Source organism: Desulfovibrio ferrophilus (genome assembly GCF_003966735.1).
GTDB classification, from domain to species: Bacteria; Desulfobacterota; Desulfovibrionia; order Desulfovibrionales; family Desulfovibrionaceae; genus Desulfovibrio_Q; species Desulfovibrio_Q ferrophilus.
In genome coordinates this window covers 2,550,234-2,564,206 of the sequence record NZ_AP017378.1, presented here as the reverse complement: position 1 = coordinate 2,564,206, position 13,973 = coordinate 2,550,234, and the positions used below count along the sequence as shown (strand labels likewise).

Sequence of the window (13,973 nt, the reverse complement as noted above, 5' to 3'; positions counted from 1 at the left end):
TGTCGGCCTTTTTTCGTGCGCAAGAAATACCTTATTGGGCGCACAAGATATCGATCATTCGCCGGACTCTGTGGACGTAGGTGTGCTCTGCGGCAATCCGTTTTCGTGCAGCGCGGGTTACGGCCCTTGCCCGGGTCGTGTCCTTGCTCCAGCGGGCCACGGCCTCGGGGATGTCTTCTGGCGTATCGTAGCAGGCACTTTCAACATCCGGTTCGAACAACTCATCCATCTGGCGCCTGCGGTCCGTGAGCAGGAAACCTCCGGCCGCCGGGACATCAAAGGCCCGTTGGGTGACGGCCCCCGGCATCTGCGTGCTCGAGCAGGCGAAGTTGATGGTTGAGGCGCGGTACAGGCGTGGCAGGTCGGGGGTGTAATAGCCAATTGCTGGATGCAGGGAAAATTGCGAAGCGAGCGGGCCGAGTTGCCGTTGCCAGTGCCTGTCTCCCACGATGGTGGCGTTAAAGGGGGCCAGTCGGGAGACGCAGTGTTGGCGGTAGGCCCGGTTGGCTTCCCAACAGGCCAGATGCAGTGCGCCGCGTCTGTCGCTGGCGCTTAGTGGCGCAACGGCGGTCGCAAATTTTGGGTACCGTTTTTGGAGACAACTTAAGGTGTCGCTTTGGTAGTCGCCTTGCGCCAGGGCCCACCCTGCAGAGCGGTAATGGCGCAGGAGTCCACGCGGGAAGTTGAAATTGCACAGCGTTCGTCCGAGCTTGTCCACCCAGTTGGAGCCTACAAAGGAGACTGGCAGAGTCGTGCCCGAGGTCGCTATGGGTGCCTCAAGGTCGACGCGGGTGCTGTCGGCAGCCAGAGGCAGGTGATGGACGTTATCGAAACCCATGGGTTCGAGTTTTGTCCGGGCGTCGGGATCGCAGCAAAACAGGACGGAACGGGTAGAAGTGAGGTGGGACCGCCCGTGTAGGAATAATTCCGGGCTGTCCACGAACCATGTGGCGAACGTCAACCGCAGCTTGTTCAGCAGGTCCATGAGTGGCCCTTCGAGGTCTCCACCCAGAAAATTGATGCTGAGCAGTGTGTCGGGTCGGTGGGCCTGAATGCGCTCCAGAAGTGAGGTCACATATCCCTGTGCTCCGGGTGCTGCTTCGCGCTCGGGCCAGAAGGCCGTGACATCGGCTCCTGTCAGGGCAAAGGCCGCCATCAGTTCCCGTTCCAGAAAGTAGCCGAAACGAAGAAACAGGATGCGGGGCGAGTTGCGCCGGGGCTTTCGCCCAGGGGAAGCATTCATGGCGACTCCTGCACCAAGAGGGATGGGCCAGTGAATGTGTTACGAAGCACGGGCCTTTGCGTCAACCGGTTTGGCGAACGGAGGCCCGGCGCAGCCTCTTCACTCCATCGACCGTGTACAGGCCAATGCCAGCCCAGATCAGCAAGAAGGTGGTCATGTGTGCGGGGGTGAAGGTTTCGTCGTAGGCGAAGATGCCCAGTAGGAACATGCAGGTGGGGGCCACGTATTGCAGTACTCCCAGGGTCACCAGAGACAACCTTCTGGCTCCGAAGGCGAAGGCCATGAGCGGCAGGGCGGTAGCGGCTCCGGCGCCAACCATCAAGGCGTCGGCCTGAAGGCCATAAGCTCCCAATGCGCCTGTGTTCTGTCCCCAGAGATGCAGCAGGTAGGCTGCGGCCGGGAGGCCCAGAATCAGGGTCTCGAGAAAGAGTCCGGGTGCGGACTCTACGTGTACGATTTTACGCACCAATCCATAGAAGCCGAAGGAAAAGGCCAGGGTCAGCGCGATCCACGGGAAGTGTCCATAGGCCACGATCAGATTGATGACCCCTGCCAGAGCCAACAGGATGGCCAGCATTTGAAGAGGTCGCAATCGGTCCTTGAAGAATATGAATCCCAAAATCACGTTGACCAGTGGGTTGATGTAATAACCCAGGCTGGATTCCACCACATGCCCGGAGTTGACGGCCCAGATGTAGGTGAACCAGTTGATGGAAATGAGTGCGCTGCTGATGGTCAATGGCAGCATGATTCGTGGTGATTTCAGGGCAGAGTAGACTTCGGCCATCCGGCCCGTGGTTGTCAGCACCAGGCCCAGGAAGAGCAGGGACCAGGCGATTCGGTGGCAAAGCAGTTCCAGCGCGGGCACCATCCCCAGAGCTTTCCAGTAAACGGGTAACAGCCCCCAACAAAGAAAGGCCGCAAGAGCAGCCAGTCCACCTGTTGTACTGGGGGGAGATGGGGGGCGGGATGGCATGGGGCAGCGCTCCTGATCGTGGGATGGATTATGTGGCAGGGCATTAAGTAATGTTCTAGTTGAGGAAGTCAATGAGTTCCGGTGGGATGCGGAGAATGACCTCGCATAATCGATCATGGAGAGTGGATTGCCATGGAATGGTTCGACTGCTACACTCGCGCCGCCGTTGAGGAGGACCGCAGCTGTCACGGGAGAGTTGGTTGCGTTGTCTGTTCAGTGAGCGTTTGTTGCCGCCGTTTTTGTATGCCTGGCGGTTAAGTGCGGTTACAGCAAGAGGTATCAAATGGAAGGAAATAATGTGATCACCCGGCGGGTGCTCCGAGACGAGGTCGCTGATTATTTGATTGATGCGATCCTCTCCGGAGAGTTCCGGCCCGGCGATAAAATCGTTGAGACAAGGATTTCAAAGGAGCTCCAGGTCAGTCAGGGCGCGGTGCGTGAAGCCATCCGCGATCTGATCGCCAAGGGTTTTTTGGAAACAGAGCCCTACAAGGGTACGCGGGTCCGTGAGTTTTCCCCCGAAGAACTCGGGGATTACTACGCGGTGCGCATCGAGTTGGAGACCATGGCCGTTCAATGGGCCATTAAGAAGGGCGGCAAGCTTTTCGATCTCTCCAGCTTGAGGGAGTGCGTGGATAAGATGTTCGAGTGCGCCAAGATCGGTGACACCAAAAACCTGAGGAAATACGACATCGATTTCCATAAGGAACTGGTCAAGGCCGCTGGCAACGAGTTCCTGCTCAAGGCTTGGGAGTCACTCGGGAACTACTACTGGGCGCTGTTGGGGATCCATTACGGATCTTCGGGTATTGATCCCGAACGTCAGGCCTCCTTGCACACCGAACTTATCGAGGCTCTGGAGAGTCGCGACCAGGAACGGGTTGCCAACACCATCCATGAGCATTTTTCAGACATCAAGAAGATGTTTGGGCAGGGCAGCTAGCCCGTTTGTTGAGATAAAGAAGAGCAATGCCCGGCGCGAGTTCATCGCGTCGGGCATTTTTTCGTTGGGATAGGGGCTAATTCAATGGCCCGGTCTAGCGGGAGATGCGCACCTGGTTGCGACCATTTTCCTTGGCCTCGTACAGCATTGCGTCGGCTTTCTTGATCAGGAACTCAGGGTCCTTCAATGCGCCTGGGACCAGAGTTGCCACACCTACGCTGATCGTCACGTGGTCAGTCACCAGCGAGTGAGCATGGGGTATGTTCAGGCTCTCCACTGCATTCCTGATATCCTCGGCAAGATGTTCTGCTCCGTCGGTTTCAGTCTCGGCCAGAATGGCCGCGAATTCCTCGCCTCCGTAGCGGGCGATCAGGTCGGAGGGGCGTTTGATGCAGAATTTCAACGCCCGGGCCACCTGACGCAGACACTCATCGCCTTCGGCATGCCCGTAGTTGTCATTATAGGCCTTGAAATGGTCGATATCGGCCATGATCAGGGATACCGGGGACTGACTCCGCCTGCTGCGCAGCCATTCCATGTTGAGGAACTCATCAAAACGGCGCCGGTTGGGAATGCCTGTCAGTCCATCAAGAGCGGAAAGATCCCGCAGGATATCCCGTTGGCGCTTGAGCTCCACATGAGAACGGACACGGGCTTTGACAATGGGGATGCTGAAGGGCTTGGTGATGTAGTCCACGGCACCCAGTTCCAAGCCCTTGGTTTCATCATCCTCTTCGGACATGGAAGTGATGAAAATCACTGGAATGGAAGCGGTGGACGGGTTGTTCTTCAAACGGCGGCAGACCTCGTGCCCGTCGATGCCAGGCATAATGATATCCAGCAGGACGAGATCGGGCGGGGCCGGCCCAGAGACTGCCGCCAGGGCGTCTTCGCCATTGGTGGCGACACTGACTTCAAACTCGTCGGACAGTGCTTCCCCGAGGATGGTGATGTTAAACGACGAGTCGTCAACGATAAGAACTCTGCTTCTTTCACTATTCATGAATGATCTCCATCAGGATCGAGGCCAAGAGATGTAAGGATAGCATTAACCGTTTCTCTGGCGCCAGAGAAATCAAAATGTGCCAATTGATCTTCCAGAGTGCCAGCGAGTTTCGTCGCCTCGGACCCGGCCAGCGCTTTGCTGACGTGGGGTGCCATTTGTGCTGCCGTAAAGTTGTTGAGAGTCAACAGATCCTCAAGCTCTCGCAGGAGTCTGGTGGCTTCTGAGGGGTCGAATGTGCCCGAGGGTGACAATTTGTCTTTGGATTCCGTCACCAGTTGCAGGGAGGCCAGTAACCGTGACAGCTCGTGCCTGAACTGCGTCAGGGCTTGGGCCTCCGGGGGATGGTTGCGGCGCAGGTCGTGAACCAGAGCCGAGGCTGCGTGGTGCAGATCCATGGCTGCGATGTTGCCTGAGACCCCCTTGATGGTGTGCACCAGAGTGTGAGCCGAGCTGAAGTCTTCCGCCGCCAGAGCAGCGGATAATTGTTCATCGAAATCGCTGTGCTGGTGGGCAAAGTCGATCAGCAGCCTGCGGAACAGAGATGCATTTCCCCCCAGCCGTTCCAGCCCCAAGGGGATGTCTAGACCAGGGAGTGAGGTTGGGAGTTCGTCCTGAGGCAAAGCGTTGCCAGCGATGATCGGTTCATCAGAAAGGGGCGTTTCCACCATGGTTGGGTTGATCCAGCGAGCCAGAGTTTCGAACAGCTCCTGAGTGTCCACCGGCTTGGATACGTAATCGTTCATGCCCGCAGCAATGCAGCGCTCACGATCTCCGGCCATGGCGTGAGCAGTCATGGCGATGATGGGCAGATCCTTGAACCGCTGGTCTGCGCGTATGGCCAGGGTAGCCTCGTAGCCATCCATGAGTGGCATCTGGATATCCATGAGCACGGCGTCAAAGGGTGCCCCCATGAGTATCCGGTCGGTTGCCTGTTGACCATTGACGGCCAGTTCGACGTCGATGTCCACCTGCTGCAAAATTTCCTTGGCCACTTGTTGGTTGATGGCGTTGTCTTCCGCCAGCAGTAAGCGTGCTCCGGGGAAGGAGATCTTGACGTTGGGGGGGAGCCTTCGCGACTGGGAGGTGGCTTCCTCGAGAGCTTTTTCTGTGCCCGGTGCGAACTCTACCGTAAAGGTGAAGGTGCTGCCCTGACCGGGAGTGCTTTGCACCGTGATTTGGCCGTTCATCATGTCCACCAAGCGTTTGCAGATGGCAAGGCCCAGGCCTGACCCTCCGTAGCGTCGAGTCGTGGAGGAGTCGGCCTGAGTAAAGGAATCAAAGAGCTTGGACTGGTCCTGCTCGGTAATGCCGATGCCTGTATCCCGGACGCTGAATTGAACCGAAATTGCCTCTGGTGTGGCAGGGTCGGGTGCCAGCGTGACGATGACATCAATGGTTCCCTGGCTGGTGAATTTGAAGGCGTTGCCCATGAGGTTCATCAGGATCTGTTCAAGGCGCAGGGAGTCGCCTTGCAGATGGCTGGGGACATCCGGCGCGGTGTGGATGGAAAAATCGAGTCCCTTGTCCGTGGCTTGAAATGCAAACACATCGTGAAGGCGTGTCAGGATTTCTTGCAGGGCAAAGGTTGTTTGCTCCAGCTGGAGTTTTCCGGCTTCGATCTTGGAAAAGTCCAGAACGTCGTTGATGACTCGCAGCAGAGAATTGGAGGAATGTTTGATCTTGGAGAGATAGTCTTGCTGCTTGGGAGAAAGTTCCGTTTTCAGGGCCAGGTCTGTCAGACCGATTACGGCGTTCATCGGGGTGCGGATTTCATGGCTCATGTTGGCCAGGAAGTCGCTCTTGGCCCGGTTGGCCTGATCAGCTTCTTCCTTGGCTTCGACCAACTGCTGCTCAAGGGTCTTTCGTGCAGTGACATCCTGGATGATGCCGATCATGCGCAAAGGTTTGCCATCGGAATCGTAATCGACCACACGCCCCCGGGCCATCACCCAAATCAGGTTACCGGACCTCTGGTGGGCACGGTATTCCACCTGATAGATGCCGATGAAATCCGGTTGGTGGCTGGCCTTCAGGCGGCGCATGACCATGGGTAGATCATCGGGGTGGAGCGTCATTTCAAGGGTTTCCATTGACGGCGGCAATTCAGCGGTATCGTAGCCGTGAATGATTGCCCATTGGTCACTGTAGTAGACCTCTCCGCTGGCAATGTTCCAGTCCCAGAGTCCGGAGGCAGAGCCCACAAGAGCCAACTCCAGGCGTTCTTTGAGGTTTTCCAGCTGGTTGCGCGCTTGCCTTTGATCGGTGATGTCCATGTGCGTGCCTGCTGCACGTAGCGGTGTCCCATCCGAGGCCCGCTCCACGACCCTGCCCTGCGTGAGAATCCATTTCCACTGGCCAGATTTTGCCTGCATTCGGATTTCGGCGCTATAGAGCGGGGTGATACCGGCGAGATGGTTTTGCAGCACGTCCGAGACCCATGGCATATCCTCGGGGTGGACCAGATTGGCCCATGATTCGAATTTGGGCTCGATTTCCGATACCTGGTATCCCAGCATTTCAGCCCAGCGGTCATTGATGGTGACATCCCCGGTCAGCATGTCCCAATCCCAGAGTCCAAGGTCTGCGCCCTGCAGAGCCAGCTCCAGTCGCTCCTCGCTGTTGCGCAGCTCGTCGGTACGCTGGTCCACCAGTCTGCGGATGCGTTGAGTCTGGCCCGTGATGGTGGCGAGGTACGCGCACAGGACCACTGTCAGTGCGAGGCCGGCGGCACCGATAATGACAGGGTAGCGGGATTCGAAGCGGTCGAAGAATTGTTGCTTGGGTACGCAGGTCATGCGCCAGATACGCCCGCCGATGGAGATGTCCTTTTCGTCGTGTATGCCTTCGAGAATTTTGGGGTAGGGGGTGCCGTCGGTCTGGGCGGCGTGGAGAAACTGTTTATCTTCGGGCGCACTCATATCGTGCAGGTAGAGGGCGACCCCCTGGTCTTCCAAACCTGAAAGGGCTTCTTCAATGAAGTCTCCCCCCCTAAGAACCAGAATGACGAATCCCTTGAGATTTGCCCGTCGGTCTTCCAGTTTTTCTTGAGGGTGATTGCGATGATAAACAGGGAGGATGGCAAGGACGCCGAATTGACTTTCCTTTTCCTGGACCAGGGTCAGGCGCTCAGTGACCTGGATTGTCCCGGAGTCTCGGGCTTGCTGCAGGGCAGTAGCCCGGGACGGGCTGGATGCGATGTTGAAGCCTAGGGCATTGAGGTTGCCCTCCAGCGGGTTGATATAATAGGCGGGGTAATACTCGTCTCGGAGTTTCGCAGGGATCAATCGCCCATCAGCGTCAAGATCGGTGATTTCAAATTTCTTAAAACCATCGGCACGTGCTGCTGACCGGTAGATGGATCGCTCTGCGGAACTGACCCGAGGGTTCCAGCTGATGGCCTGAATACCTTTAATCTGCTTCAGAGCAGGATCTGTGGAGAGTTTGAACTCGTTGCGCGAGATGAAATCCGTGGCCTGAAAGGTTCCGCGGACAAGTTCGAGCAGAACCAGATACTCATTGAAAAAGTTCTCTACATTCAGGTAGCGAAGCTGTGCAGCGTTATGAAATTCCCGTTTTAGGGCCAGGTCTTCCCGTGACTTGATGGCAATGTAGGAGGCTAAGGCCAACAGGCTTCCCACCACGGCAACGAGGATGACCGGGCCGAATCGGCGGATCATCTCGGTCAGGGATCGCGTTGTGGTATTTTCCTTGTCCATACCTTGTGCCCATCGTTCTTGATCAAGACTGTCGAGAGGTGAAGTGGCCTCTGGCCCATCCATAGCATGGACCGGTCTTCAGGACAACGAAGGGAGGGAAAACGGGGGGTTGTGTACTTCTCCCCCCGCTTATGATTCGTTGGAATAAGGTGAGGATAAGCTCAGACCGAAAGTTGTGGCTCCGGGTTCAGCGGAGTGAGCGGTCCGGCAGGGAATCCTTCCACCTTGGCGCGGTTGCGCAGGTGCTGGATGCGCGACTGGGTTTCGGGATGGCTCAGGGCAAAGCGCGTCAGGTAGTTGGTCTCCGCGCGTTTGGCAAAATGCGAGAACACCTGCTCCGCTCCCGTAATATGTCCGAATACGGACATCAGGGCGTCCTGACCGGCTTCGTCGGCCAGGGTTTCCTGCCTGCGGGTAAAGGTCAGTTCTGTCAGCACGACCATATTGCCCAGGGAGCCTCCAATGGAGTCGCCGGCGTCCAGCACCAGAGAGGACAGGGTCAGGAGCACCAGGCCGCGGCCCATGCCCCGCAAATGATCACGATGGGCGATGTGCCCCAGTTCGTGCCCAAGGATGAAGGCCAGTTCGTTTTCCGATTCAATGGCATCCAGAATGCCCGTGGTCAGAACAATTTGCCCGCCGGGAACGGCAAAGGCATTGACCTGCGGGTCCTCGCGGATGGAGATGGTCACGGGGAAGGGAATGTCGGTGCTGCGGGTGCGGATGGTCTCGGCCAGTTTCTGGATGGCTTCCGGAGCCGGGCTGGCATTCTTCAGGATGGGATGCTTGCCCAGGAATCCGCCGATGGCGAGTTCCGTCTCGTAGGAAATATGTGGGGCGATTTTGTCCACGGCAAAGCCCAGAGCGACATAGATGCCGACCACAATGGCCGAAGCTGCTGCCAGCATCAGCAGCAGGTCTTTGATGGGAGAGCCGGGACTGACGTTGACGTTGGTCTCGGGCAGGCGGGGGGTATATTTCAAACGTCTTTCCTCAGGCGGACGGCGGTGCCGTAGGCCACGGCTTCCACGCAACTGACGCCGTTCTTTTTCTTGGATTTGCTGATGGAGGCCGTTTCGATGCGAACATTTACGATGTAGTCGGCATCGGGCACCTGTTCCTTCATGCGCAGCAGGGCTTCGCGTCGAGCGCGGTCGAGCAGCGTCTCGTAGGACTTGATGCGCCCGCCAAAGAAGTTTTTGAGCCAGGCCAGGAAGCGCTTGAAATAGTCCACCGAGATGACGGCACTGCCACTGACGACCGCCACGGCTTCGGCCTTGTCCGGGGCAAAGGGCAGGGTCTTGGCGCAAACCATAGGCAGATTGATGGAGGCACGTTCGCGCTGCTCCAGAGAGCGGAAGTGGCGGCGCTCAAAGAACGTTCCGACCACATAGCCCACGATAAGCAGGATGATGAAGAAATAATAGTCGGGGAACATGGTTGCTACTCCACACGCACGGCAGTGCCGTATGCATATAGCTCGGCCGCTCCGCCTGCGATGCTGGAGGTGGCAAAGCGGATATTGACGATGGCATTGGCCCCGAGTTGCTCGGCTTGGGCGGTCATGCGCTCCGTGGCTTCCTTGCGGGAGTCCTGAAGCAGTTTGGTGTAACCGCGCAGTTCGCCACCGATCAGGTTCTTCAGTTTTGCCAGGATGTCCACACCCAGATGGCGGGCGCGGATGGTGTTGCCGGACACCAGCCCGAAATGCTCGACAATGGTTTTTCCGGGGACGGTTTCGATATTGGTCAGGATCATTCTTCCTCCTGAGGAAAGACTGCTATACAGGTGCGAGTTTCAGGAAATGCTGTTGCCCATGAAGGTCTTCGAATTGAAAACATAGCTTGGTGTTGGTAGTGAAAAAAAGAATTAGCATTGCCTTCTTGACTCGACTCTTTTGTGGAGTAGCGTTGAGAGGAAAGGAGGTTTTGCCATGTTCTTTGAATGGCTATTTACTGAATGCCTGTTGTTATTTTCGCTGATTGTGTTGGTTTTCAGGGCCGATGCCGTGATGCACTCCTGTCTGTCTGTATCCAGAAAGGTCATTGCTGCGGGGATTCGCGTTGTCAGGCAGCGAGTGGCCACTTCTGGTCGCGATGATTTCTATTGCTTTTTCCCTGCCCACACCCTGTGCGGAAAATAGTTGGTTGCAGCCCCAACGCAGGATGCTTTGGCTTTGCAGGAGTGCTCGTCCTATACGACGATCAGGCCGTGGTGCAAAGCAAAAAGGGCCGCCGCGTAAGCGACGGCCCCTGTGTGTAGAAGCGAAAACGGCTACTTCTTCTTTGCCGGAGTCTTTTTCTTGGGCTTGGAAGATGTCTTTTTGTCTCCCTTCTTGCCAAAGTCACGCAGGGATTCTCCAAGTTCTTTGAGTCTCTCGTTGGCCAAAGCGAAGATGGAACCCTTGGTCCACCCTGTCTTGGTGCGGGTGCCCGCCTTGACTCCGGTCAGAATCTCGATGCCCTGCTCAATGGTTTCTACGGCCCAGATATGGAAGGTGCCGTCCTTGACGGCCTGGATCACCTCGGGACGGAGCATCAGGTCCTTGACGTTGGGCTTGGGGATCATCACCCCCTGATCGCCGGTCAGCCCCGCGTTCTTGCAGCACAGGTAGAAGCCTTCAATCTTCTGGTTGACCCCGCCGATGGGCTGGACCTCGCCCTTCTGGTTGACCGAACCAGTGACTGCCACGGATTGGCGGATCGGCTTGCCCGAGAGGCTGGAAAGCAGGGCGTACAGTTCTGTGGAGGAAGCCGAATCGCCATCGATCCCACCATAGGATTGCTCAAAGGCAATGGACGCGGCCAGGGACAGGGGCTTGTCTTGGGCAAACAAATTGCGCAACCAGCCTGAAAGGATGAGCATGCCCTTGTTGTGTGTGGGGCCGGACATGTCGGCCTCGCGTTCGATATTGATGATTCCTTCCTTGCCCAGGCTGGTGACCGCGGTGATGCGCGAGGGCTTGCCGAACATGTGGTCGCCCATGGAATAGACGGCCAGGCCGTTGACCTGCCCCACCTCTTCACCGGAGGTATCTACGAACAGGCTGCCCCGATCGATCATTTCCTGAATGCGGTCCTCGATCTGATTGGCCCGATGGATCTTGGCCTCAAGGGCTTCAAGGACGTGCTTGTCGGTGATGGCCTTGGCTTTGTCGACACCTGCATAGTAGTCGGCTTCGGCCAGCAGGTCTGCCAGCGCAGGGAAGGATGTGGAGAGCTTCTCCTGACGTCCGGCCATGCGCACGGCCTCTTCCACCAGAGCGGCCACGCCTGAGGCATCAAAGGGGCGCAGTTTTTCCTTCTTTACTTCGGCGGCCACGAATTGAGCCATTTTTTGCACGGCATCATCCGTGCGGTCCATGGCGGACTCGTAGTCGGCCCGGACCTTGAAGATTTTCGGTCCGTCGGGATCGTAGTGCCTGAGCATATGGTAGAGCCGGGTATCACCAAGAACAACGACCTTGACGTCCATGTCGATGGGCTCGGGCTTTAAGCCCGCACCGGCCATGAAATAGTAAGGATCGAAGGTTTCAATCTCGATGCGTTCGGTCTTCAGTGAGCGCTTCAGAGTCGGCCAGACCCCGGGTTCCATGATTGCGTCCATCAGGTTGATGACCAGGTAGCCTCCATTGGCCTTGACGAAGGATCCTGCCTGAATCTTGGTGAAGTCCGTTCTCCATCCCCCGAAGCGATCTCCCTGCCGATCAATGGCCCCGAACAGGTTGCGATAGGTGGGGTAGGTCTCGAAGATGACAGGTGGCGACTTGCGTTCGGAATTGTCCACCAGCAGATTGATTTGGTAGGGCCGCAGCAGGTCGTCCGGGTTGGGAGCGCTCATCATGAACGGCATTCCCTGAGGTGCCTGGGACTGTTGCCCGCCCAGCATCTTTATCTCATCCAGATTGTCGGCCATGTGCTCCAGCATGGCGTCCAGGTGTGTGCGGACTTTCTTGGCCTTGTATTTCTTGCGTACTGGGGCAACGAAATCCTCGGCTAGAGACAGGAACATCAAGCGGTCCACTTCCTCGTGCTTCTTGCCGACTTCCTTTTGGAGTTCCTTGACCTGCTTGACGATGTTATCCAGCTCTTCCTTGAGCTCCAGGCGCTTGTCGCGCAGGCGTTCAAATTCTTCACGCGGGAAGCGGCCCTTTTCCACGAGGTCTTCGATATCGACCAGGCGTTTGGGCTCGCCATCCACCATGGGCACCAGGTCCGGGCGCTGTATGGGGCCCATCTGCATGCGTACGACCACCAGTCCGGTGTCCGCGACCTTTTCCTCGATGGACTTGTAGAATTCGCGAACGCGCCGTTCGTGGGCTTCGGCGATTTCGTTCTTGCGGGCGATGTATTCCTCGCTCTCGAAGAGCTGGGGAATCTCCCGCTTCACGTTGTCCAGAAATCCCTGAACATCCTTCTTGAATTTAGCACCGCCTCCGGCAGGGAAGCGCAGCAGGATGGGTTGTTCGGAATGCTTGTAATTGTTGACGTAGGCAAGGTCATCAGGCGCCTTGTCCTTATGGGATAATTCCTTCAGAAGCTTCTTGACCGTGGCCTGACGACCGGTACCGGGTTCGCCCGTCACGAAAATATTGTAGCCCTTCTTGGCCATGCCCATGCCGAAGCGGAAGGCATCAACGCCGCGTTGCTGTCCGATGATTTCGTCATGGGGCTCCACTTCTGCGGTGGTCTTGAAGCCCAGGCCTGTCGGGTTCAGCTTCCAGCGAAGCTGTTCGATGGGAACCTTGAGAGATTGTGTCAAAGGGGCCATTCGGACCTCCCTGGTCGGAGTAGTTATTCGCTGAGGGAAGAATATTCGTCGGCGCTGCAACTGCGGGGCAGTTTCACTTCGACAATGCCGTCTTCATAGGATGCACTGACTGTTCCCGGTTCCACCGGACAGGGCAGGTACATCTCGCGTCTGAAGGATTGCTCTTTGCGTGTGCCGTCTTCGGAGTGCTCCACCTTGCGGCCGGAGATAATGAGCCGTCGTTCGGTCACGGTCACGGACAGGTCTTCGGGCATCAGGCCCGGCGCTTCCGTTCTGATCAGGATTTCGGATTCGGTATGCGTTACGGACAGGCCCGCCTTGCCCAGAGGCCGGGCCGGGGGAAGGCCAAAATCCGAGCATAGGGCTTCGAATAGCTTGTCCATGTCGTGCTTCATTCTGGAGAGTTGCTGCTCTCCCCATACCTTCAAGTCGGGCATTGCCCAAACCTCCTTGCGGCAGAAGTGCCGCCCTGCCTGAGGCCAGCAGGAAAAGGGAATATCTGTCTATAGATATAACAAATCAGGGAAAAGAAACAAGAAAAACTCCGTGGGAGTTCGAGTAGGCAGAGTTCCAAAAAGCACGGGCCGGGATGCGAAATGCAACCCGGCCGGCTTAGTCAAAACAAGTGGTCTTGGAAAATTAGTGAATGGTCGCAGTGGGAGGCAGGGCGCCCAGATGCAGGTGCAAGGCTTCCAGCGCTCGGGTTTCCATCGTCCTGATCTCATTGCGGCTGGTGCCCAGTGCCCCTGCTGTTTCATCCACAGACATGCCCTCGCCATGGCGCATGCATAACACTGTGCGTTGGCTGGAGGTCAGTGGATCTTCGCTTTCGTCGAGCACCAGTTCCAGCCCGAAGGATTTACCGCCCAGGAGTTTCAGGATGCGGGCCAGCGGGGTGGTGGGGTAGTGCACGGCCCGCACATACTCCATGGTGACTTCCTTGGCGAAGCCATGGATGAATTTCAGGGCGTCTCCGAAGCGGATGCGTTCACGATTCATGGTCGGTGCGGACATGGAGGTGATGCGCTCGTACACGGTGTCCACGATCATCAGGATATCCATGCGGGGCAGGCGTCCGGTGGTGTCTTCCAGGGTCTTGGCCACGGTGGTGAAAACCGTGCCTCGGGTCAACTCGAAGAGGTCGTCCGGGTTGACGTTCTGAGAAATGGTGCCGTCGCACAGTGCCTGGTCGAAGTCTTGCCAATCGAGCATGGATCCCTCCCGAAGTGTTGCTCTGTTCTTGTGAGGTTATTCGGGCGAAGCAGGGCAAAACATCCATGCGGGGGATGAATTATATAAAAAAGGGCCGGAAAACCGGC

The 13,973-nt window shown here is 57.1% G+C and carries 12 protein-coding genes; 2 read left to right on the top strand and 10 right to left on the bottom strand.

The window, feature by feature from the left end:
- Window positions 1–31: 31 nt before the first annotated feature.
- Both EL361_RS11905 and rarD read right to left on the bottom strand, forming a co-directional pair.
- Entirely contained in the window at window positions 32–1,243 is a 1,212-nt protein-coding gene (locus EL361_RS11905) for a glycosyltransferase family protein (protein WP_126379823.1), read from the bottom strand.
- A 61-nt stretch (window positions 1,244–1,304) separates the two neighbouring features.
- Entirely contained in the window at window positions 1,305–2,219 is a 915-nt protein-coding gene (gene rarD, locus EL361_RS11900; protein WP_126379821.1) for an EamA family transporter RarD, read from the bottom strand.
- Window positions 2,220–2,502: 283 nt separating this feature from the next.
- Here rarD and EL361_RS11895 point away from each other — a divergent pair, with 283 nt between their 5' ends.
- Window positions 2,503–3,162, top strand: a complete 660-nt coding sequence (locus tag EL361_RS11895; protein ID WP_126379819.1) for a GntR family transcriptional regulator — start codon at window positions 2,503–2,505, stop codon at window positions 3,160–3,162.
- Window positions 3,163–3,256: 94 nt separating this feature from the next.
- Here the strand turns inward: EL361_RS11895 and EL361_RS11890 are convergent, their stop codons facing one another.
- The 5 genes from EL361_RS11890 to EL361_RS11870 form a co-directional block, all read right to left on the bottom strand.
- Window positions 3,257–4,165: a diguanylate cyclase domain-containing protein gene (locus EL361_RS11890; protein ID WP_126379817.1), complete on the bottom strand. Its 909-nt coding sequence runs from the start codon at window positions 4,163–4,165 to the stop codon at window positions 3,257–3,259.
- Complete coding sequence (locus EL361_RS11885; protein WP_172961730.1) at window positions 4,162–7,884, bottom strand: CHASE domain-containing protein; 3,723 nt, start codon at window positions 7,882–7,884, stop codon at window positions 4,162–4,164. Before EL361_RS11885 ends, EL361_RS11890 begins: the two co-directional genes overlap by 4 nt.
- Before the next feature lie 161 nt (window positions 7,885–8,045).
- Entirely contained in the window at window positions 8,046–8,867 is an 822-nt protein-coding gene (locus EL361_RS11880) for a M48 family metallopeptidase (protein WP_126379814.1), read from the bottom strand.
- Window positions 8,864–9,322 carry a YbjQ family protein gene (locus EL361_RS11875; protein WP_126379812.1) on the bottom strand — a complete coding sequence of 153 codons (459 nt, stop codon included), beginning with the start codon at window positions 9,320–9,322 and terminating at the stop codon, window positions 8,864–8,866. The genes EL361_RS11880 and EL361_RS11875 overlap by 4 nt, the downstream gene beginning before the upstream one ends.
- A 5-nt stretch (window positions 9,323–9,327) precedes the next feature.
- The gene (locus tag EL361_RS11870; RefSeq protein WP_126379810.1) at window positions 9,328–9,642 is read right to left on the bottom strand and encodes a YbjQ family protein; all 315 of its coding nucleotides are present in this window, start codon (window positions 9,640–9,642) and stop codon (window positions 9,328–9,330) included.
- Between the two features lie 175 nt (window positions 9,643–9,817).
- Here EL361_RS11870 and EL361_RS11865 point away from each other — a divergent pair, with 175 nt between their 5' ends.
- Window positions 9,818–10,027 carry a hypothetical protein gene (locus EL361_RS11865; protein ID WP_126379808.1) on the top strand — a complete coding sequence of 70 codons (210 nt, stop codon included), beginning with the start codon at window positions 9,818–9,820 and terminating at the stop codon, window positions 10,025–10,027.
- Window positions 10,028–10,158: 131 nt separating this feature from the next.
- Here the strand turns inward: EL361_RS11865 and EL361_RS11860 are convergent, their stop codons facing one another.
- The 3 genes from EL361_RS11860 to EL361_RS11850 form a co-directional block, all read right to left on the bottom strand.
- A complete protein-coding gene (locus EL361_RS11860) occupies window positions 10,159–12,654 on the bottom strand; it encodes a Lon protease family protein (RefSeq protein ID WP_126379806.1) in 2,496 nt (831 codons plus the stop codon).
- Between the two features lie 23 nt (window positions 12,655–12,677).
- The gene (locus EL361_RS11855) at window positions 12,678–13,091 is read right to left on the bottom strand and encodes an Hsp20/alpha crystallin family protein (protein ID WP_126379804.1); all 414 of its coding nucleotides are present in this window, start codon (window positions 13,089–13,091) and stop codon (window positions 12,678–12,680) included.
- A gap of 202 nt (window positions 13,092–13,293) precedes the next feature.
- On the bottom strand, window positions 13,294–13,866 hold the full coding sequence (locus tag EL361_RS11850; protein WP_126379801.1) for a sigma factor-like helix-turn-helix DNA-binding protein: 573 nt from the start codon (window positions 13,864–13,866) through the stop codon (window positions 13,294–13,296).
- Window positions 13,867–13,973: the final 107 nt, after the last annotated feature.

Excerpts from the sequence above, each read along its gene's own strand:
- EL361_RS11905 (WP_126379823.1), bottom strand. The coding sequence starts at position 1,243 with ATGAATGCTTCCCCTGGGCGAAAGCCCCGGCGCAACTCGCCCCGCATC.
- rarD (WP_126379821.1), bottom strand. The coding sequence starts at position 2,219 with ATGCCATCCCGCCCCCCATCTCCCCCCAGTACAACAGGTGGACTGGCT.
- EL361_RS11895 (WP_126379819.1), top strand. The coding sequence starts at position 2,503 with ATGGAAGGAAATAATGTGATCACCCGGCGGGTGCTCCGAGACGAGGTC.
- EL361_RS11890 (WP_126379817.1), bottom strand. The coding sequence starts at position 4,165 with ATGAATAGTGAAAGAAGCAGAGTTCTTATCGTTGACGACTCGTCGTTT.
- EL361_RS11885 (WP_172961730.1), bottom strand. The coding sequence starts at position 7,884 with ATGGACAAGGAAAATACCACAACGCGATCCCTGACCGAGATGATCCGC.
- EL361_RS11875 (WP_126379812.1), bottom strand. The coding sequence starts at position 9,322 with ATGTTCCCCGACTATTATTTCTTCATCATCCTGCTTATCGTGGGCTAT.
- EL361_RS11870 (WP_126379810.1), bottom strand. The coding sequence starts at position 9,642 with ATGATCCTGACCAATATCGAAACCGTCCCCGGAAAAACCATTGTCGAG.
- EL361_RS11865 (WP_126379808.1), top strand. The coding sequence starts at position 9,818 with ATGTTCTTTGAATGGCTATTTACTGAATGCCTGTTGTTATTTTCGCTG.
- EL361_RS11860 (WP_126379806.1), bottom strand. The coding sequence starts at position 12,654 with ATGGCCCCTTTGACACAATCTCTCAAGGTTCCCATCGAACAGCTTCGC.
- EL361_RS11855 (WP_126379804.1), bottom strand. The coding sequence starts at position 13,091 with ATGCCCGACTTGAAGGTATGGGGAGAGCAGCAACTCTCCAGAATGAAG.
- EL361_RS11850 (WP_126379801.1), bottom strand. The coding sequence starts at position 13,866 with ATGCTCGATTGGCAAGACTTCGACCAGGCACTGTGCGACGGCACCATT.